The sequence below is a fragment of the Streptomyces sp. WAC03905 genome (genome assembly GCF_057371075.1).
The window spans coordinates 6773932-6793530 of sequence record NZ_JBXYDZ010000003.1; the positions used below are offsets into that span (position 1 = coordinate 6773932).

At 74.4% G+C, this 19599-nt stretch carries 14 protein-coding genes and 2 pseudogenes; 7 read left to right on the forward strand and 9 right to left on the reverse strand.

Going from position 1 to position 19599, the window contains the following annotated elements:
• Positions 1-34: 34 nt before the first annotated feature.
• Entirely contained in the window at positions 35-1207 is a 1173-nt protein-coding gene (locus tag AC2RP6_RS33100) for a PucR family transcriptional regulator (RefSeq protein WP_486449516.1), read from the reverse strand.
• Between the two features lie 86 nt (positions 1208-1293).
• On the opposite strand from AC2RP6_RS33100, the gene AC2RP6_RS33105 reads away from it, so the two are divergent.
• Both AC2RP6_RS33105 and AC2RP6_RS33110 read left to right on the forward strand, forming a co-directional pair.
• A complete protein-coding gene (locus AC2RP6_RS33105) occupies positions 1294-2349 on the forward strand; it encodes a ferredoxin reductase (RefSeq protein ID WP_486449517.1) in 1056 nt (351 codons plus the stop codon).
• Positions 2350-2356: 7 nt separating this feature from the next.
• Positions 2357-3475: a fatty acid desaturase family protein gene (locus tag AC2RP6_RS33110; RefSeq protein ID WP_486449518.1), complete on the forward strand. Its 1119-nt coding sequence runs from the start codon at positions 2357-2359 to the stop codon at positions 3473-3475.
• Between the two features lie 84 nt (positions 3476-3559).
• Here AC2RP6_RS33110 and exaC read toward each other — a convergent pair whose 3' ends face one another.
• From exaC to AC2RP6_RS33130, 4 genes and pseudogenes are all read right to left on the reverse strand, one after another.
• Complete coding sequence (exaC, locus tag AC2RP6_RS33115; RefSeq protein WP_486449519.1) at positions 3560-5083, reverse strand: acetaldehyde dehydrogenase ExaC; 1524 nt, start codon at positions 5081-5083, stop codon at positions 3560-3562.
• Positions 5084-5136: 53 nt separating this feature from the next.
• Complete coding sequence (locus AC2RP6_RS33120; protein ID WP_486449520.1) at positions 5137-6447, reverse strand: helix-turn-helix domain-containing protein; 1311 nt, start codon at positions 6445-6447, stop codon at positions 5137-5139.
• Between the two features lie 150 nt (positions 6448-6597).
• Entirely contained in the window at positions 6598-7992 is a 1395-nt protein-coding gene (locus tag AC2RP6_RS33125; RefSeq protein WP_486449521.1) for an SWIM zinc finger family protein, read from the reverse strand.
• Positions 7989-10942: pseudogene (locus AC2RP6_RS33130) on the reverse strand (DEAD/DEAH box helicase). The gene AC2RP6_RS33125 and the pseudogene AC2RP6_RS33130 overlap by 4 nt, the downstream one beginning before the upstream one ends.
• 182 nt (positions 10943-11124) lie before the next feature.
• On the opposite strand from AC2RP6_RS33130, the gene AC2RP6_RS33135 reads away from it, so the two are divergent.
• Positions 11125-11307 carry a hypothetical protein gene (locus AC2RP6_RS33135; protein ID WP_030818787.1) on the forward strand — a complete coding sequence of 61 codons (183 nt, stop codon included), beginning with the start codon at positions 11125-11127 and terminating at the stop codon, positions 11305-11307.
• Positions 11308-11528: 221 nt separating this feature from the next.
• Here the strand turns inward: AC2RP6_RS33135 and AC2RP6_RS33140 are convergent, their stop codons facing one another.
• The 3 genes and pseudogenes from AC2RP6_RS33140 to AC2RP6_RS33150 form a co-directional block, all read right to left on the reverse strand.
• On the reverse strand, positions 11529-12260 hold the full coding sequence (locus AC2RP6_RS33140) for a polyprenyl synthetase family protein (RefSeq protein WP_486449522.1): 732 nt from the start codon (positions 12258-12260) through the stop codon (positions 11529-11531).
• 426 nt (positions 12261-12686) lie between these two features.
• A pseudogene (locus AC2RP6_RS33145) lies at positions 12687-12806 on the reverse strand (hypothetical protein); the annotation flags it as partial.
• A 114-nt stretch (positions 12807-12920) separates the two neighbouring features.
• A complete protein-coding gene (locus AC2RP6_RS33150) occupies positions 12921-13700 on the reverse strand; it encodes a hypothetical protein (protein ID WP_486449523.1) in 780 nt (259 codons plus the stop codon).
• Positions 13701-13836: 136 nt separating this feature from the next.
• Here AC2RP6_RS33150 and AC2RP6_RS33155 point away from each other — a divergent pair, with 136 nt between their 5' ends.
• On the forward strand, positions 13837-14751 hold the full coding sequence (locus tag AC2RP6_RS33155; RefSeq protein ID WP_486449524.1) for an oxygenase MpaB family protein: 915 nt from the start codon (positions 13837-13839) through the stop codon (positions 14749-14751).
• A gap of 15 nt (positions 14752-14766) precedes the next feature.
• On the opposite strand, the gene AC2RP6_RS33160 is transcribed toward AC2RP6_RS33155, so the two are convergent.
• Positions 14767-15366, reverse strand: a complete 600-nt coding sequence (locus AC2RP6_RS33160) for a class I SAM-dependent methyltransferase (RefSeq protein ID WP_486449525.1) — start codon at positions 15364-15366, stop codon at positions 14767-14769.
• A 177-nt stretch (positions 15367-15543) separates the two neighbouring features.
• Between AC2RP6_RS33160 and AC2RP6_RS33165 the strand changes: the two genes are divergently transcribed.
• From AC2RP6_RS33165 to AC2RP6_RS33175, 3 genes are all read left to right on the forward strand, one after another.
• A complete protein-coding gene (locus AC2RP6_RS33165; protein ID WP_486450536.1) occupies positions 15544-16323 on the forward strand; it encodes an MHYT domain-containing protein in 780 nt (259 codons plus the stop codon).
• 151 nt (positions 16324-16474) lie between these two features.
• Complete coding sequence (locus AC2RP6_RS33170) at positions 16475-19150, forward strand: sensor histidine kinase (protein ID WP_486449526.1); 2676 nt, start codon at positions 16475-16477, stop codon at positions 19148-19150.
• Positions 19150-19593: a roadblock/LC7 domain-containing protein gene (locus AC2RP6_RS33175; protein ID WP_486449527.1), complete on the forward strand. Its 444-nt coding sequence runs from the start codon at positions 19150-19152 to the stop codon at positions 19591-19593. Before AC2RP6_RS33170 ends, AC2RP6_RS33175 begins: the two co-directional genes overlap by 1 nt.
• Positions 19594-19599 lie beyond the last annotated feature (6 nt).

A 19599-nucleotide genomic window follows, 5' to 3' on the forward strand; every position in this document is an offset into this window, starting at 1 on the left:
CAGCGCCTCGCTCTCCGTCGCAGGTCTTCAGACCTTAGGCGGTGCCGGGCTCCTGCGATGAACGCAGGTCAGCCCCGGGGAGACCGACCGCCAGCGTCAGTTCGAGAACCCGGTGCGGAGACCCCAGGTCCGGGAACAGCTCCCGCAGCTGCGCCATCCGGTACCGGACGGTCTGCGGATGGACGAACAGCGCCGCCGCCACCTCGTCCCGCCTGCCCTGGTGCAGCAGCCACGCCCGCAGCGTCTCCTCCAGCCGCCGCGCGGTGGCGCCCGGCAGGGTCCGCAGCGGTGCGAGGGCCCGGACGCGCAGGTCGGCGAACGCCTCCGCATCGGCGCTCAGCACCAGCTCGGCCAGGTGGTCCTCGGTGTCGCGGATGTCGCAGGAGAGGGAGCGCGCGCGTACGGCTCGTGCGTACGAGGCGGACGCGCGCGTCCACGGCCGGGCCGGGCCGACCACGGAGGTCCGGTCGGGCAGCCGCCTCAGCAGATGGGCCCGGTCGGCATCGGGGACGAGCAGCACGCCGGAGGCGTCCGGCAGGTCGTCGAGGACGAGGGTGTTCGGGTCCAGCGTGCGGTAGGCCGGCCGGGCCTGGGCGGCGGGCAGCAGCACCGCGGTCAGCGAGACCGGCGGCTGCCACCCGGCCCGCGCGGCAGCGGCGAGGAGCACGTCCGGGCTCGCGCCGGAGAGGAGGTCGCGGGCCAGCTGTTCCAGGTGGCGCTCGTGGGCCCGGCCCCGCGCGGCCAGTTCGTCGGCGTGGCCCGCGGCGCTCGCGGCCGAGAGCTCGTCGATGTAGGCGAAGGTCAGCTCGGCGAACTTGGCCACCTGGGCGGCGGGCAGCCCCGCGGGCACGGCTCCGGCGGCCAGGCCTCGCCAGGCCACGCGGGCGCCGACCCGGTAGGCGCTCAGCAGGGCGTCCATCGAACGGCCGTCGCGGACCTCGCCGCGGCCCAGCTCGTAGGCCGCGTCGCCGGCGTCGCCGCCCGTGGCGTTCCCGCTCGCGAGGTCGAGGTAGAGGCCCAGGGCGTTGCGGACGGCCCGCCGGATGGTGGCGCCCATACGACCCGACAGGGCATTGGCGTAGGGCGGGACCTCGTCGATGATCGCCTGGACGACCTCGTCGGCGGTGGTCCTCAGCGCGGCCCGAAGCGCGGTGACCGTCGTCTCATCCAGGACCAGTTCGCTGGCCCTCCGGACTGCATGGCTCACTTTTTGTTCCCTGCGAACAATTCAACCGATCAGATTCACGTCTTTCGGACAGGACTCTATCCTCCGAAGCACATCAAGCTGGGGTCATGACGAGTGCAGCCCTCCGCAGTAGGGCGTGGAAACTGCTGGAGATGGTCACGACGCCGGTGCTGCCGTCGGACTACCTCGACCTGGTCAGCCCGCTGCGTGCGGGCGCCGACCTGCGGGGGCGCATCGAGGCCGTGCATCCCGAGACGAGTGACGCCGCGACCATCGTGATCAGGCCGGGACGGGGCTGGCGCGGCCACACGGCCGGTCAGTACGTGCGGATCGGGGTCGACGTCGACGGGGTGCGCCTGTGGCGTGCCTACTCGGTCACCTCGCCGACGGACCGCCGGGACGGCCGGATCACGATCACCGTGAAGGCGATCCCGGACGGAAAGGTCAGCAACCACCTGGTCCACCGGGCGCGACCGGGCACGCTGATCCAGCTCGACCAGGCGGCCGGTGACTTCGTGCTGCCGGAGACCAGGCCCGCCAAGGTGCTCTACCTGACGGCGGGCAGCGGCATCACGCCCGCGATGGGCATGCTGCGCGACACGGCGTTCGACGACGTCGTCATGGTCCACTCCGCACCGAAGCCGCACGACGTGATCTTCCGCGAGGACCTGCACGGCCTGGTCGCGGACCAGAAGCTGCGCCTCATCGAGCTGCACACCGACACGGACGGCATGCTCGACGTCTCCCGCCTGGGCGAACTCGTCCCCGACTGGGCCGAGCGCGAGACCTGGGCGTGCGGGCCCGCGGGGCTGCTCGACGCCGCCGAGGACCACTGGAGCGAGCACGGCGTCCGCGAACGCCTGCACACCGAGCGCTTCCGCCCCACCGTCGTCGTCACCGGCGACGGCGGCGAGGTCACCTTCGCCGCCAGCAACAGGACCGTCGAAGCGGACGGCGCCACACCGTTGCTGGACGTCGGCGAGGAGGCGGGCGTGCTCATGCCGGCCGGGTGCCGCATGGGCATCTGCTTCGGCTGCGTCACCCCGCTCACGGCGGGCGCCGTCCGCGACCTGCGCACCGGCGAGATCACCGAGGCCGGCCCGGGCGTCCTCATCCAGACCTGCGTGTCCGCCGCGGCGGGCCCCTGCGACATCGAACGGTAGGAGCACCTTGACCGCCATCGACCCCACCGCCCACCTGACCGCGGAACAGATCGAGGAGCTCGGCCGGGAGCTGGACGCCATCCGTGACGAGGTGATCGCCGGCCGCGGGGAGAAGGACGCCGCCTACATCCGCAGGGTCATCTCGGCCCAGCGGAAACTCGAACTGGTCAGCCGGGGCGTCCTGCTGTTCTCGTTCTTCCCGCCCGCGTGGCTGATCGGCACCGCCGGCCTGTCCGTGGCGAAGATCATGGAGAACATGGAGATCGGGCACAACGTCCTGCACGGCCAGTGGGACTGGATGCGGGACCCGAAGATCCACTCCACCACCTGGGACTGGGACCACGTCTCGCCGGCCGAGCAGTGGAAGCACTCGCACAACGAGCTGCACCACCGGTACACCAACGTGATCGGCAAGGACAACGACCTCGGCTACGGCATCATGCGCGTCGACGAGGACCAGAAGTGGCACCCGTTCCACCTCGGCCAGCCGCTGTGGAACTTCATCAACGCCTGCTTCTTCGAATACGGCATCGCCGCCTACGACCTGGAGCTCGGCAGGAACCTGAGCAAGCACCGCCGCAAGAACCCGGAGTTCCGCGCACGGGCCAGGGCCGTGGGCCGCAAGATCCGCAAGCAGGTGCTCAAGGACTACGTGATCCACCCGCTCCTCTCGGGCCCGTCGTTCCTCACCACGCTCGCCGCCACGTTCACCGCGAACCTGGTCCGCAACGTCTGGTCCCACTCGGTGATCATGTGCGGGCACTTCCCGGAGGGCGTACAGGTCTTCGAGCGCCGGTCGATCAAGGGCGAGACGCGCGGCCAGTGGTACCTGCGCCAGATGATGGGCTCGGCGAACATCAGCGGCAGCAAGGCCATGCACTTCATGACCGGCAACCTGTCGCACCAGATCGAGCACCACCTCTTCCCGGACCTGCCCAGCAACCGGTACGCCGAGGTCGCGGTGAAGGTGCGCGCCCTGTTCGAGAAGTACGAGCTGCAGTACGTCACCGGGCCGCTGCCCAAGCAGGTGTACTCGGCGTGGCGCAAGGTCTTCCGGCTCTCGCTGCCGAACCGGAAGCCCCCGGTCGCGGCCCCGGACCGCGAGAAGGAGCTGGCCGCGGCCTGATCCCCGCACGGGGAACCCTTCGCCCACGGGCTTGCGCCCGCCGCCCGCCGGGCGCAAGCCCGGCAGGCACCGGCCCGCGTGCGCCTAGAAGAAGCCGAGCTTCTTCGGGGAGTAACTCACCAGCAGGTTCTTGGTCTGCTGGTAGTGCTCCAGCATCATCTTGTGGGTCTCGCGGCCGATGCCCGACTGCTTGTAGCCGCCGAACGCGGCGTGGGCGGGGTAGGCGTGGTAGCAGTTGGTCCAGACGCGGCCCGCCTGGATCGCGCGGCCCGCGCGGTAGGCCGTGTTGATGTCGCGGGTCCACACGCCCGCGCCCAGGCCGTAGGCGGTGTCGTTGGCGATCCGTACCGCGTCCTCGAAGTCCTGGAAGGCGGTCACCGACACCACCGGGCCGAAGATCTCCTCCTGGAAGATCCGCATGCGGTTGTCGCCCTCGAAGACGGTCGGCTGGACGTAGAAGCCGCCCGCGAGGTCGCCCTCCAGTTCCTGGCGGCCGCCGCCCGTCAGGAGTTTCGCGCCCTCCCGCAGGCCGATCTCCACGTACGACAGGACCTTCTGCAGCTGCTCCTGCGAGGCCTGGGCCCCGATCATCGTGTCCGTGTCCAGCGGATGCCCCGGCACGATCAGTTCGGTGCGGGCCACGGCCGCGTCGAGGAAGTCCCCGTACCGGCCCCGCTCGACCAGGGCCCGCGAGGGATTCGTGCACACCTCGCCCTGGTTGAGCGCGAACATGGTGAAGCCCTCCAGGGCCTTGTCCCGCAGGTCGTCGTCCTGCGACCAGATGTCGTCGAAGAACAGGTTCGGGCTCTTGCCGCCCAGTTCCAGCGTGACCGGCTTCAGGTGTTCGGCCGCGTACCGCATGATCAGGCGGCCCGTCGCCGTCTCCCCGGTGAAGGCGACCTTCGCCACCCGCGGACTGGACGCGAGCGGCTTGCCGGCCTCCTCGCCGAAGCCGTTGACGACGTTCAGCACGCCCGGCGGCAGCAGGTCCGCCACCAGGCCCAGCCAGTAGTGGACGGAGGCCGGGGTCTGCTCGGCCGGCTTCAGCACCACGGTGTTGCCCGCCGCCAGTGCCGGCGCCAGCTTCCACACGGCCATCAGGATCGGGAAGTTCCACGGGATGATCTGCCCGACCACGCCCAGCGGTTCGTGGAAGTGGTAGGCGACCGTGTCGTCGTCGATCTGGCTCAGCGCGCCCTCCTGCGCGCGCAGCGCACCCGCGAAGTAGCGGAACTGGTCGACGGCCAGGGGCAGGTCGGCCGCCAGGGTCTCGCGCACCGGCTTGCCGTTCTCCCAGGTCTCCGCGACCGCGAGGGCCTCCAGGTGCTGCTCCGTCCGGTCCGCGATGCGCAGCAGGATCGACGACCGGTCGGCGACCGAGGTCCGGCCCCAGGCGGGCGCCGCCGCGTGCGCCGCGTCCAGCGCCCGCTCGACGTCCTCGGCGGTGCCCCGCGCGACCTCCGTGAAGGTCCGGCCGGTGACCGGCGAGGGGTTCTCGAAGTACCGGCCGCGGGCGGGCGGGACGTACGCGCCGCCGATGAAGTGGTCGTAGCGGGACGCGTACGACATCAGCGACCCCTCGGTACCGGGCGCAGCGTAACGGGCCATGGTGCCTCCCTCTGCCGGGCGCCGGCCGCCGTCGGACAGCGCTGGGGTGGAGGCTAGGAGCGGGCAGGTTGCGGATACGTTGCGCGCCGCCCGCGCCCGCCCGGCCCGACACCCAGCTCACGGTCCAGGGCGCGTACCCGGGCCAGTGCGGCCGGCCTGCCCTCGGGCGGCAGGGCCGCCGCCAGCGCCCGCCACGCCTCCGGGTCGTCCGCACCCCACGCGCTGCACACCCAGTCCGCCAGCAGCCCCGCGTCGGCCCGTGCGACCAGGGCCGCCCGCGCCTGGTCCTCCAGCCGCCGGCGCAGCCGGACCACCCCGGGCGCCGTCGACCCCGGCAACAGCGGACCGGGATAGTGGCGCAGGGCCGCTGAGACGGCTCCGACCGCCAACCGGCGCGCCAGAGCGGTGAAGTCCGCGTCCAGCGGGCCGGCCGTGCGGTACGGACGCGACAGCGGCGCGGCGGGCCCGAGCAGCGCGCGCAGCCGCGACATCTCCGCCCGCAGCGTCACCGGTGACACCGACTCGTCCTCGTACAGGGCGATCGCCAGCTCCTCGCCCGACATGCCCTCGGGGTGTTGCGCCAGCAGGGCCATGATCTCGCTGTGCCGGCGCCCCAGCCGGACCCGGCGGCCACCGGTGACCAGCAGCGCCTCGTCCCGTCCCAGGGCCGTCAGGGCGTCCCGGTCGGGCGGCGGCCCCGCGTCGAGCAGGGCCAGCTGGGTCTCCGCCGCCCGGGCCACGGCCCGGACGAACCCCAGCGAGTGCGGGTGCGCGAGCCCGTCGCCGCCGGTGATGTCCACCGCGCCCAGCACCCCGCCCGTCCGCGGATCCCGCACCGGCGCCGCCGCGCAGGTCCACGGGTGCACCCGACGGCTGAAGTGCTCGGCCCCGAAGACCTGCACGGGCTCGCCCACCGCGACCGCCGTCCCGGGGGCGTTCGTCCCCATCGCGGACTCCGCCCACCGCGCACCCGGGGCGAAGCCGAGCCCCTCGGCACGCCGCAGGGTGGCCGGTCCGCCCTCCACCCACAGCAGGCTGCCCCGCGCGTCGCACACCGCGAGCAGGTGCTCCCCGCGCGCGGCGAACGCGCCCACGAGGTCCCGCATCAGCGGCATCACCCGGGCCAGCGGGTGCTCCTCCCGGTAGGGGCGCAGCTCCGCCTCCGCGAGCTCCAGCCGCGGAGCGCACTCCGGGCTCAGCCGGGCCCGGGCGCACCGCCGCCAGGACCGTGCGATGACCGCCCGCACCGGGGTCTCCACCCGCCCCTCCAGGGTGAACGCCGCGTGCGCCCGCCGCAGTTCCCGCGAGCGCACCGCCGGATCGGCCCCGTCCGGCAGCGCCACCGACGGATCCCGGTCGCCCATGTCATCCTCCCGTGGTGCCGCGGTACCCGGAGCGCCCCATCGTCGTCGCGCCGACCGCGCCCCGGCAAGCGGTACGCCGGCCAGGGCGCGGACCCGCCCCGGCCGGTTCGCGCCCGACGGGAGTGACGTGCCGAGGCGGCGTTGCCCGCCTCAGTCCTCCGGGTCGGCGGCCGCCAGGGCCGATGCCGGGTCCGGGGCGGAGGGGCCCGACGGAATCCACCGCCCAGCCTCGCGGTGGTACGGCCACCAGCGCCCCTCCCGGCCCAGCCGGACCTGACGGCCCGCCCCGGCCCCGGCTCCCGCTGCTGCCCCGGGCCCGGCATCCGCCGCCGCCCCGGGCCCGGTATCCGCCGCCGCCCCGGCTCCCGTCCCGGGCCTCGCATCCGCCGCTGCGGCCCCCGCTTCCGTCCCGGCCCCCGCCCACGTCCAGCGGGCCCGGACCCTGCGCAGCACCGGAGCCTCCTCGTCCGCCCAGGCCGCGGCCACCGCCGCCCGGGCACGGGCCAGCGTGTTCCGGTCCGGCGTCCAGTCGTCCTCCAGCGCGGCCAGGCCGGGGGCCCCGCCGAAGCCCCAGGCGAGTACCGCCCGTTCCATGTCGGCCCGGCTGCGCCCGGTAGCCGCCGCCAGGCGGGAGCGGACCCGGACGTCATCGGCCTCCCGCGTGAGCCGTACGGCGTCCTGCGCCTGGGTGAGCGCACCGGGCACGGCACGGTCGGCGTGGCCCGGAGCGACCGCCTCCGCGAGCAGCCGGAAGGCTTCGGACGCCGCCGCCCGCGCGAGGAACCCCACCGCGTCCACGTCGAGCCCGTCCGGTTCCGCCTCGGTGTCCAGGGCCGGCGGCCGGCCCGGCGCCCGCGGCGGGTCCGGCACCGGCGGCAGCGGCGGCAGACCCGCCCGCGCCGCCCCGTACGCCACGTCCGCCGGGTCACCCGCGGCGGCCACCTCCTCCGGCGCGGTCCGCGCCCGGGCGTGCGCGGCACTGCGCTCCTCCAGCCCGTCCAGCACCTGCCGTTCACCGCGGCCGCGCAGGAGCAGCAGGACGAAGGGGTCCTGGTCCAGCAACCGGGCCACCTGGTGGCAGAGCGCGGCCGTGTGCGGACAGTGGTCCCACTCGCCGCAGTCGCAGCGCGGGTCGAAGTCGCCGACGCCGGGCAGCAGTTCCACCCCGGCCACCGCCGCGTCCTCGGCCAGCTCCGGCGGGACCTCCCGGTCCAGCAGCGCCGCGATGTACCCCGACTCCGCCGCCGCGAGTCCCAGCAGCCGGTCCCATTCGGCCGGCGAGAACTCCTGCACCCCCACGTCCGTCCGGTGCGCCGTCCCGTCCCGGTCGCGTACGACGGCGGTGAGCCCGCCCGGGCGCACCGAGACCGTCCCCACCGCGCCCGAGCGCGCGACGCGGCGGCCCAGCCGCACCTGCTCCCGGTCCAGCGCGCTGTCCTCCAGGGCGCGCAGCCAGGCCTGGCCCCACCAGGTCCGGGCGAAGCCGCGGCCCGGTGCGGGCGGAAGGGCCGCGAAGGTCTTCTCGTAGGGGTCCCCGGTGGTCATCGCGTGCTCCCCGCGGCCGGGCGCAGTGCCACGAGCTCGGCCAGTTCGGCGTCGGTCAGTTCGGTCAGGGCGCTCTCGCCGCCCGCGAGGACGGCGTCGGCCAGGGCCCGTTTGCGCTCCAGGAGGCGCGCGATGCGGTCCTCGACGGTGCCTTCGGCGATGATCCGGTGGACCTGTACGGGCTGGGTCTGGCCGATGCGGTGGGCGCGGTCGGTGGCCTGTTCCTCGACGGCCGGGTTCCACCAGCGGTCGAAGTGGACGACGTGGCCGGCGCGGGTGAGGTTCAGGCCGGTTCCGGCGGCCTTGAGGGACAGCAGGAAGACGGGGACCTCGCCGGCCTGGAAGCGGTCCACGAGTTCCTGGCGGCGGGCCACGGGGGTGCCGCCGTGCAGGAGTTGCGTGGCGATGCCCCGGGCCGACAGGTGCCGCTCGATGAGCCGGGCCATGGTGACGTACTGCGTGAACACCAGCACCGAACCGCCCTCGGCGACGATGGTGTCCAGCAGCTCGTCGAGGAGCTCCAGCTTGCCGGAACGCGCGCCGCCGGTCGCGCCGCCGTCCCCCAGGTAGTGGGCCGGATGGTTGCAGATCTGCTTGAGCGAGGTCAGCAGCTTCACCACGAGCCCGCGCCGTTCCATCCCGTCCGCCTTTGAGATCGCCGCGAGGGTCTCGCGCACGACGGCCTCGTAGAGCGCGGTCTGCTCCCGGGTGAGGGACACCGGGTGGTCGGTCTCGGTCTTCGGCGGCAGCTCGGGCGCGATGCCCGGGTCGGACTTCCTGCGCCGCAGCAGGAACGGCCGGACGAGCGCGGCCAGCCGGGCCGCCGCCTGCGGGTCGCGGCCGCTCTCGACCGGCTCGGCGTAGCGGGCGCGGAAGGTGCCGAGGCGGCCCAGGACGCCCGGCGTCGTCCAGTCGAGGACGGCCCACAGCTCGGTGAGGTCGTTCTCCACGGGGGTGCCGGTCAGGGCCACACGGGCCCGCGACGGCAGCGTGCGCAGCGCCTTCGCGGTGGAGGAGTGCGGGTTCTTGACGTGCTGCGCCTCGTCGGCGACGACCATGCCCCAGTCGGCGGCGGCGAGCGCGGGTGCGTCCAGACGCATCGTGCCGTAGGTGGTGAGCACGAACTCCCCGGCGCCGGGCGTGAGTCCGGCCAGGCTGCGGCCCGGTCCGTGGAAGCGGCGCACGGGGGTGCCCGGGGCGAACCTCTCGATCTCCCGTTGCCAGTTGCCCAGGAGCGAGGCCGGGCAGACCACCAGGGTGGGGCCGGCGGTGGCCGCACCGGGGCCGTTGCGGTGGAGGTGGAGCGCGATGAGGGTGACGGTCTTGCCCAGCCCCATGTCGTCGGCGAGGCAGGCGCCGAGGCCGAGCGAGGTCGTCCGGGCCAGCCAGCGCAGGCCGTGCAGCTGGTAGTCGCGCAGGGTCGCCGCCAGCCCGGGCGGGGCGTCGGCCGCCTCGGCCCCGTCGGCCCCGTCAGCCGCCGCGGCCGCGTCGGCCGCGTCGGCCGCGGCGGTCTCCCGCGGGTCGCCGGCGAGCCGGGCGCGCAGGCGTTCCAGCGCACCGGCGGCCTCCACGTCGACCCGCGCGCCGTCGATCTCCGCGGACCCGGTGAGTACGGCGGCCAGCGCGTCCGCGGCGGTGAGCGTACGGTCCTGGAGCGCGCGGGCCCGGCGGGCTTCGGCGGGGTCGATCAGCACCCACTGGTCGCGCAGTCGCACCAGCGGGCGGTTCGCTTCGGCGAGGCGGTCCAGCTCGGCGGGGGTCAGATCGCCGTGCCCGCCGCCGAGGGCGTGCCGCCAGCTGAAGGAGAGCAGGGCGCCGGGGGAGAGCAGACCGGAGGGCAGGCCGCTCCCCGTGTGCGGTCCGCCGGACGGGAGGCGCCCGGGTGAGCCGACGACGGCGCGGGCGGTCAGGCCGCGGACGAGTCCGCGCGGCCAGTGCACCCGCACCCCGTCGGCGGCGAGCGCGGTGGCGGCTCCGCCGAGCAGTTCGGTGACCTCCTCGTCGGCGAGTTCGACGGCGTCGGGAACGGCAGCACCCAGCAGCGGGGCGAGCGGGGGCCACAGCCGAGCGGCTCGGCGCAGGGCGCGCAGGGCGTCGAGCCGGGCTCCGGGCGGGAAGGCGGCCGCGCCGGCTCCGGAACCGGCCCAGAGGTCGGCGGCGTCGGCCACCGGCGCGGCGTCCGCCGGGCCGTGCACCTGGAGGACGGCGCGGAACCCGCCGGCGGGCTCCGCGCCGCCCGCCGGTCCGGCACCGGCCGGCCGGCTTCCGGGGTGAGCTCGATCCGGAGGGAGAGGCGCACTCCCGCGTCGTGTCCCGCGGCCACCTCGGCGGCCCAGTCGCGCAGCTCGGGCCGCCGTTGGGGCGGGCGGGCGGCGAAGGCGGGCCCGCCCGCGGCCGCGGGCGCGGCGGGCGAGCGCGGCAGGGTGTCGGCGACGGCGTCGAGGAAGGCGCGCAGCAGCGGCTCGGCCGCGGGCAGCCCGGGCGGTCCGTCGGGGCGCGTCGGCAGGCACCGGGCACCGGGCGGCATGGCGCCGGCCAGGGCGCGCACCTCGTCCAGGTCGGCCGCTTCCAGCGGCCCGATCCGCCAGGCGTCGTGGCCGGCGGGGCTCAGGCCCGGCAGCAGTTTGCCCCGGGCGACGAGGTGCAGGGCCAGGAGCGCGGCCGCTCCCCAGAACACGGCGCCCGAAGGAGATGCGGTACCTGATCCGGCACCGGTCCGGACGCGGGTGAGCAGGGGCAGGGCCTCGTCCACGGTCAGCACGAGCGCCCGTACGGTGGTGCGCTGGAGGTCGGCGGAGACGACCTCCAGCTCCTCGACGGTGTCCGCGCCCCCGGGAGCGACGGGCGCCGACCCGTCCGCCTGCCAGAGGGCGACGCGGCCCCTGCGGGCCGGGTCGCCGGGAAGGAAGACGGCGGAGCAGCGGATGAGGGTGGAGATCTCAGCGAGCACACATTCCTCAAATTTGACTACCGGAGTCGGGGTGGCCGAGGGTACCTCAACCCGCCCCCTTTGCGTCGGGCGCCGGGCCGCGCCCCCGGCGCCCCCTCAGGGTCCGCGCGCCTGCCGGGAACGCGCGGTCGCGGCGGCGCGTTGAGGGGGTAATGGTCGACGGCACAAGGAGGTGTCCGCACATGTCCAGCAGCGGAAAGGTCGCGGTTGCCGGAGTCGTGGCAGCCATCGTGTTGTTCTGGGCGGTGGGGTTCTGGGCCGGCCTTCTGGTCCTCATCGGGGTGCCGACGGCGGCCTACCTCCTGCTGGATTCCTCTCAGCGGCGCCGGCTGCGGGGCCTGTCGCGGAAGCAGATAGGCCGCTGACGCGGGCCGACCTGTGCGGCGTCCGGGTGGAGTCCGGCCGCGTGTCGGGAACCGGCCGGGCGCGGGGAACCGGCCTGGCGTCGGGAACCGGCCGGGCGCGGGGAATCGGCCGGGCTCCGGAGGGTGCGCGGAGCCCGGCGTGCGTGGCCGTGAGGTGCGAGTCCGCCTGGCCGCGGGTGGGGGAGGTCGGTCGGGGGTGCGGGCTCGCCCGCGTGGCCGGATCAGGCCGCGCCGCTCACGATGACCGGCGGGTATGCGGCTTCGAGCAGCATCTGGGACGCGTGGTCCACGAGGTTGCGCAGCACCAGCTGGTAGGTCTCGTCGCCGCCCAGCTCGTCCAGGATCCGGTGGGCCTCCGCGCGGAACGCGTCGATCTCCGCACCGTAGCGGTCGAGGGCGACGGGTGCCCGCAGGATGCCGGCGAGTTCCCTTCTGGCCTGATGTGACCGGCCGGCGGCGGCGGCGGACAGCGCCAGGATGTGTTCGCGGGAACGGGGCGACGCGTCTTCCAGGACGGACGCGAGCAAATAGGTGACGGTGCCGTTGAGGAGGTCCTCGTCGCGTCCGGTGCGGATGTCTTCCTGGTCGTTGAAGATCTGCCACAGGATTCCGAAGACGTAGCCGAATTCCCGCCACAACTCGATCTTCTCCGGCGTCGTGCCGGATAATATCGCGGCCATGGCCGTGATCATTCCGAAGGGGGCGCCGGATTTCCTGCGGTAGGTCTCCACGGCCGATGCCCGCGATGCGCCGCGGACCTCTCCGCGCATGTCGTCGATCTGGCCTTCCGTGGCGATGATTCCGCCGTTCAGGATCTCGTTTATCAGGGCGGCGTGCGCCGCTTCCGGAAGATCTTGCGCCAGGATGATCTGAAGCGGGAGGGTATTCCCGGTGATGACGGAAGCGAGCAGTGCTTCGTCCTCGGAGAAGCTCGCCGCAGATCGACGCGCCATGGGCGTCGGCCAGGTCGTCGAAGTAGCAGGCCGAGGTCCACCACAGCAGGTGCACCGCCGAGAGGGGGACGGCCGGAGCGGGATTCCCCGTCTCTACGGCGTGCGCCAGCAGGGGGAGTACGGAGAGGGGGTGTCTCAGTTTGCGCTGTTCCAGGAGCTTGGCCACGGAGTTCCTGGTGGCCTCCGCGGCCGGACCGAGTCGTGCCAGAGCGGTTTCGATCTCCGCGTCGATGTCCCCTGCGACCGCAAGGTGCAGGTCCAAGTAAGACATGGAATTCAAGAGTGGCCTCCGTGGTGGAATGAGCGTGGGGGGTGAGGTGCGCACCCTTCGAGCCGCGTGACTGGCCGATTCGATCATTCCGGAGGAGGGGGATCCAGAGCGATTTCTGGTCGCCGTGACCGGATCCTTTTGGTTGGCACATTAAACTACCGACGGTAATGTGCATTTTCGGCCAAGGCCATGGCCATGGAGGGCCGCAGGTCGAGGACCGGTGTGCCGTCGACGGCGTCGAGCCACTCGACATGGGCCTCCGGCCCGTTCGCCGCCGCCGCCCGGCATCGCGAGACCCCCGGCCGGTTGTGCCGGTTCGTGCCCCGCTGCGCGAAATGCCGACCAGCGGCCGGCCCGGGTCGTCGCGTGGTGCCGGGCGCCCGTCCCGATCACGCCGGGCGGACCGCCACGCGGTCGAGCGCCGCCAGCAGCTCCGGCAGATCCGGCTCCCCCTCCCGGGGAACCGTGAGGACCTCGCCCGGCTCCTCGTCCAGCAGGACGAACGCCGCCTCCCCCGTACGGGCCACCAGCGACCAGCCGGGACCGTCCACCCGCAGGGTCCGGGCCCCCTCGCCGGCGAAGGAGGACCGTACACGGCCGGCGGGCGGCGCGGTCCGCGTGTACTCCAGCGCCTCCTCCAGCGCACGCGCGAGCCCCGGATGCGCCGCGGCCGCGGCTCCCCCGTCCGTCGCCACGCGCTCGCGCCAGTCGGCCCACTCCCGCGCGATCTGGTCCGCGCCCAGCCGCCGCTGCACCGGCCCCCACGCCTCGGCGGAGGGCGGTGCCAGCGGCACCCGCCCCGTACCGTCCGCGCCCTGCTCCGGATCGTGCGGTTCCGGAATTCCCGGCGCGGCCACCGACAGGTCCACCGGCCAGCCCGCCAGCGAGACCACGATGGTCCGCTCGTCCGGCGACAGGTCGTATTCCATACCGCAGTCCCAGGAGGCGATGGCGGCGGCCACGAGCGAGACGTCGTCCACGACGACCGTCCAGCGGGCGCCCTCCTCGTCCTGGCCGAGCACCAGCCCGTACCCCTCCCTGCTCGGCGCCACGCCCAGCAGGGCACAGGCCTCGGGGAAGTCGTCGCCCAGGAAGCTGGGGAACTGCGCGGGGGTCAGGAGTACGGCGGTCAGCACGTACAGCGAGCCGCCACCCTCGTCGTCGGACACCTGGCCTCCAGCTTGCTCTCTCGGTCGGCGCACCTTAACTACTCGGTAACCCGCGCGTCGAGAGCCTGCGGGCCACGATTTCCAAGGCTGCTACCTGCACGTAGAGTTGGGGACCCGCCACAGAAAGGGACACCCGGTGCAGCGTTACGACCGGCTGAAGGAGATCCTCCGGCTCGACCCCGACCAGGACTTCCTCGCCATCTACCGGCTCACCGCCACCTACGAGTTCCCCTGGGACTTCGCCCGCGCCCTGGAGCTCGCACTGTTCCGGACGTACGCCGTTCCCAGCATCGGCGGCCTGCTGGCCGAGACCGCCGAGTTCACCCGGCGCACGCAGAAGCGCTACGACGACACGGCGCTGCTCCTCGACGCGGTCGTCGAGCACGGCTTCGACAGCGACACCGCGCGCACGGCGATCCGCCGCGTCAACCAGATGCACCGCAGCTACGACATCTCCAACGACGACATGCGCTACGTCCTGTGCACGTTCGTGGTGATTCCGTCCCGCTGGCTGGACGCCTACGGGTGGCGGCCCATGACCCACCACGAGCGTCGGGCGAGCGCCAACTACTACGCGGCTCTCGGCCGACACCTGGGCATCACGGACATCCCGGGCTCCTACGAGGAGTTCGAAACCACCCTCGACGCCTACGAGGCGGCCCACTTCGGCTGGGACCGAGGCGCCCGGGAGGTCGCCGACTCCACCCTCGACCTGATGGCCTCCTGGTACCCGGCCCCGCTCGCCCCCGCGGTGCGCCGCGGGGGCATCGCCCTCCTCGACGACTCGCTGATCGAGGCGTTCCGGTACGACACCCCGCACGCCGGCCTCCGGAAGCTGGTGCGGGGTGCCCTGCGGCTGAGGGGCCGCGCGGTCCGGCTGCTGCCCCCGCGCCGGGCCCCGCACTACGCCCGTCAGAACCCGGAGATCAAGGGCTATCCCGGCGGCTACGACGTCGGCGAGCTCGGCACGTTCCCCGTCCCCGGCTCGGGCGGCTGCCCCGTGCCGCATCCACGCCGGCCCGCCGGGGCGGACGCCCAGCCTCCGGCCTGACCGGTCAGGGCACCCCTACGGGGTGCGCTCGGCCAGCACCAGGAACCGGTGGTCCTCGTCGGCGTACGAGGTCATGGCCCAGCCCGACGCGGACAGGAGCGGGCGGAGGTTGTGCTCGGCCCGCAGGTCCTGGGCGGACGGCTCACGGCCGTGGCGCGCGGCGAGCGCCGCTCGCCCGATCGGGTGGAAGAGCGCCAGCCCGCCGCCGGGGCGGACCACCCGCGCCAGTTCGCGCAGGCTCGCCGCCGGATCGGGCAGGTGGGCGATGAGCCCCGCGGCGAACACCGCGTCCAGCGCCCCGTCGCGCAGCGGCAGCCGGGCCACGTCGGCGAGCAGCAGCGCACCCTCGGCGGCGCGCCCGGCCCGCTGCGCGGCCGCCAGCATCTGCGGGGTGAGGTCCACGCCGAGCACGGTGCCCGCCGGTCCGACGGCCGCCCGCAGCGCACCGAGGGCCCGGCCCGTGCCGCACCCGGCATCGAGCACGCGGTCCCCGGCCCGCAGCCCGAACTCCGACACGGCGGCGGCGAAAGCGGGCCCGTCCCCCGGGAACTTGCGGTCCCAGCCGTCGGCCCGAGCCCCGAAGAACTCCTGCACGTGCGCGCGGTCTTCACTCATGGACCCATGATCCCCCACCGCCGCTCGGCCGGGTGTCCGCGGGCCGTGCGCAAGGTGGCGCGCGGGGTGATCGAAGGTGAACGTAGCTCTGTCATATTCCAGCACTTACAGCTGCTTTCGAAATGCGCCCCCTGTTCGCGCCCTCACCCGGACTAGCGTCCGTTGGCCATGGGACACCTGGGACATCTGGACCACGCCGCCTACGGCTGGCTGACACCCGTGCTGTCGTACGTGATGGCATCGATCGGCGCCGCCCTCGGGCTGCGCTGCACCGTCCGCGCGCTCGCCGCGACCGGAAGCGTCCGCCGCAACTGGCTCCTCACCGCGGCCTCCGCCATCGGCACGGGCATCTGGACCATGCACTTCGTCGCGATGCTCGGTTTCGAGGTCACGGGGACGGAGATCCACTACAACGTGCCGCTCACCCTCCTGAGCCTGCTCGTCGCCGTGCTGGTCGTCGGCGCCGGAGTCTTCGCGGTCGGCTACGGCAGGGCGCGCGGCCGCGCCCTCGTACTGGGCGGCCTCACCACCGGGATCGGCGTCGCGAGCATGCACTACCTGGGCATGGCCGCACTGCGTCTGCACGGGCGGGTCTCCTACGACCCGCTCATGGTCGGCCTCTCCGTCGTCATCGCCGTGGTCGCCGCCACCGCAGCCCTCTGGGCCGCGCTCAACATCAAATCGCCCCTGGCCGTGGCCGCCGCCTCCCTCGTCATGGGCGCCGCCGTCAGCAGCATGCACTACACCGGCATGGCGGCGGTCGCCGTCAGCGTCAGCCCCTCGGACGCGGCCCTGCCCGGGGCCACCGCGATGCAGTTCATCTTCCCGCTGGCCGTCGGACTGGGCTCCTACCTGTTCATCACGGCCGCCTTCGTCGCCCTGTCCCCGACCGCCGACGAGCGGGCCGCCTCCGCCGACGCCCGGCACCTGGGGGAGCACACCGCTGCCGCGCACTGATCGGGCCCACCGCCACGATCGCCCCGCCGGGCGCCACCGCCCGCAGGACCGTCCCGCCGGCACGAACGACTCGCCCGCACGAACGTCCCTTCGCCGGTCGACCCGCACCCGACCGACCGCACCCGTACGCACCGCCCGGAACGAGGAGCCCATGCGCACACCCCGCAGAAGACCGGAAGCAGCGGCGCCGCGGCTCCCGGCACCGCCGGCCCGCGGCCGCCGGGCCCACGCCGGGGCACCGGCCGAGGAACCGGCGGGAAACCGGGCACGGCAGCGGCCGCAGCAGGCGGACGGCGCCGGCGCACCGAACTCCGGCGCACCGCGCTCGGACGCGCCGCGCTCGGACGTACCGAACTCCGGCGCACCGCGCTCGGACGCGCCGCGCGAGCACGGTCCCCGGCGGCGGCGCCTGCGCCCCGCCACCGTCCGCGCGAAGATCGTCTCCCTGCTGATGGTGCCGGTCGTCTCGCTCCTCGCGCTCTGGGCCTTCGCCACCGTCAACACCGCCCAGGACATGGCCGGGCTGGCCCGGGTCCAACAGGTCGACTCCGAGATACGCGCCCCCGTCGCCGCCGCCGTCACCGAGCTCCAGGCCGAACGGCGCGCGGCCGTCCGCCTCCTGGCCGACCCCGCCGCCGACCCCGGCGCCCTCGACCAGCAGGCCCGCCGCACCGACGGCGCCGTCCGCGGCCTGCGGCTCGGCGACCGCCACACCGTCGCCGACTCCGGCGACTACCGCTCCGACACCGTGGTCCGACTGGACGCGTTCGTCGTCGCCGCCGAGGCGCTGACCTCCGCCCGCAAGGACATCACCGACCGCCGGGCCACGCCCGAGGCCGCCTTCGCGATCTACACCCGGGTCGTCGACGCCGCGTTCGCCGTGAACGGCTCCCTGTCCGGGGCCGAACACGCCGAACTGGGCCCCGGCGCGCGGGTCCTGCTCGACTTCGCCCGCGCCGCGGAACTCCTCTCCCGCGAGGACGCCCTGCTCGCCCTGCCGGGCCAGCGCACCGCCGAAACGCTCCGACAGCTGACCGGCGCCGTCGAGTCCCGCCGCGCACTCACCGAGAACGCGGCCCGCGACCTGCCCGCCGCCCAGCAGGACGCCTGGCAGTCCGTCGCCAAGAGCGCCGCCTACGCCGACCTCACCGGCGCCGAGGACCGGGCACTGGCTGCCGGCGCCTCCCGCGACGGCCGCGGGGCGCCCGCGGGATGGGAGGCCGCCCACAGCGGCATCAGCAGCGCGATGCGGGAGATCGAGGACGCCGCGCACACCGCGGCCGCGCACCGCGCCGACCCCGTGGCCGAGGGTGCGTTCAGTCCGGCCGGAGCCGCCGTACTGCTGGGCCTGGTGGCCGTCGCCGCCTCCCTCGTCATCTCCGTCCGGATCGGCCGCGTCCTCGTCGTCGAACTGGTCTCGCTGCGCAACACCGCCCTGGAGATCGCCCACCGCAAACTCCCCGACGCGATGGAACGCCTGCGTGCGGGAGAGGAGATCGACGTCGCCGCCGAAACCCCGGCCGGGGCGCCCGCCGACGACGAGATCACCCAGGTCGGCGAGGCGCTGGGCACGGTGCACCGGGCGGCCCTCACCGCCGCCGTCGAGCGCGCCGAGCTAGCCGGTGGAGTATCCGGCGTCTTCGTCAACCTCGCCCGCCGCAGCCAGGTCCTCGTGCACAAGCAGCTCACCCTGCTGGACTCGATGGAGCGGCGCGCCGACGACCCGAACGAGCTCGGTGACCTCTTCCGCCTCGACCACCTCACCACCCGGATGCGACGGCACGCGGAGAGCCTGATCATCCTCTCGGGCGCCGCCCCCGGCCGGGCCTGGCGGATGCCCGTTCCGCTCACCAATGTCGTCCGCGCCGCCGTTTCGGAGATCGAGGACTACCCGCGCGTCGAGGTCCGCCAGCTCGCCGAGGCCGCGGTGGTCGGCGGGGCCGTCGCCGACCTCACCCACCTGCTGGCCGAACTCATCGAGAACGCGGCCCAGTTCTCCCCTCCCCACACCAAGGTCCGGGTCAGCGGGGAACCGGTGGGCACCGGCTACGTCCTGGAGGTCGAGGACCGCGGCCTGGGCATGGGCCGTGAAACCCTGAACGACGCCAACCGGCGCATCGAGCAGTCCGAGGACCTGGACCTCTTCGACAGCGACCGGCTCGGCCTCTTCGTGGTCAGCCGCCTCGCGGCCCGCCACGGCGTCAAGGTGCACCTGCGGACCTCCCCGTACGGGGGCACCACCGCCGTGGTGCTGATGCCGAACTCCATGCTGCAGGGCGCCCTCACCGTCGGGGACGGCGAGCAGGAGCAGGCGCCCGCTCGGGAGCCGGCGGCGACGGCGCAGCGGCCGCCCGCGGTGACCGCCGTACGCGAGGACGCGTCCGGCATCCCGGCCCGGCAACCGGCCCCGGCCCGGCAACCGGCCCCGGCCCGGCAACCGGCCCCGGCCCGGCAACCGGCCCCGGCCCGGCAACCGGCCCCGGCCCAGCAACCGGCCCCGGCGGCGCGAGCGGCCGAGGAGCCGCGCCCGGCACCGGTGGCCGCGCTGCGGCCGCGTACCACCGGCGGCGCGGGCACCCGTACGGAGCCTGCCGCACCCGCCCCGGCCTCCGTGACGGAACTGCCGCGGCGGGTGCGCCAGGCCAGTCTCGTCCCGCAGCTCCGCGAGGCCCCCGCGCCCCAGGGGCCCGACGGCCTGCGGCTGCCCGAGGAACCGCCGGGACGCAGCCCGGAGCAGGCCCGGGACCGGATGGCGGCCTACCGGGCCGGATGGGCCCGCGGCGCCGAGGAGAACTCCCCCCACGCAGGCAGCGAAGGAGAAGTGTGATGATCGAGCACCAGAGGATCGGCCACGACGGCAACCGCAGATCGGGCGAACTCGACTGGCTCCTGGACGACCTGGTGAACCGGGTCGTCGAGGTCCGGCACGCCGTGGTCCTCTCCAACGACGGCCTGGCGGTCGGCGCCTCCCACGGGCTCAGCCGGGAGGACGCCGAGCACCTGGCGGCGGTCGCCTCCGGCTTCCACAGCCTGGCCAAGGGCGCGGGCCGGCACTTCCACGCCGGAGGCGTGCGCCAGACGATGGTCGAAATGGACGAGGGTTTCCTCTTCGTCGCGGCGGCCGGCGACGGTTCCTGCCTGGCCGTGCTCAGCGCCGCGAGCGCCGACATCGGGCTGATCGCCTACGAGATGGCCCGGCTGGTGAAACGGGTCGGCGAGCACCTCTACACGCCGCCGCGGTTCGCGGCGCGCCCGCCGACCGCCGGCTGAGGGCGG

Bases quoted from the DNA above. Each gene is read 5' to 3' on its own strand.
- AC2RP6_RS33175 (WP_486449527.1), top strand. From the start codon at position 19,150: ATGATCGAGCACCAGAGGATCGGCCACGACGGCAACCGCAGATCGGGC.
- AC2RP6_RS33120 (WP_486449520.1), bottom strand. From the start codon at position 6,447: ATGGGCGACCGGGATCCGTCGGTGGCGCTGCCGGACGGGGCCGATCCG.
- AC2RP6_RS33170 (WP_486449526.1), top strand. From the start codon at position 16,475: ATGCGCACACCCCGCAGAAGACCGGAAGCAGCGGCGCCGCGGCTCCCG.
- AC2RP6_RS33105 (WP_486449517.1), top strand. From the start codon at position 1,294: ATGACGAGTGCAGCCCTCCGCAGTAGGGCGTGGAAACTGCTGGAGATG.
- AC2RP6_RS33160 (WP_486449525.1), bottom strand. From the start codon at position 15,366: ATGAGTGAAGACCGCGCGCACGTGCAGGAGTTCTTCGGGGCTCGGGCC.
- AC2RP6_RS33140 (WP_486449522.1), bottom strand. From the start codon at position 12,260: ATGGCGCGTCGATCTGCGGCGAGCTTCTCCGAGGACGAAGCACTGCTC.
- exaC (WP_486449519.1), bottom strand. From the start codon at position 5,083: ATGGCCCGTTACGCTGCGCCCGGTACCGAGGGGTCGCTGATGTCGTAC.
- AC2RP6_RS33135 (WP_030818787.1), top strand. From the start codon at position 11,125: ATGTCCAGCAGCGGAAAGGTCGCGGTTGCCGGAGTCGTGGCAGCCATC.
- AC2RP6_RS33125 (WP_486449521.1), bottom strand. From the start codon at position 7,992: ATGACCACCGGGGACCCCTACGAGAAGACCTTCGCGGCCCTTCCGCCC.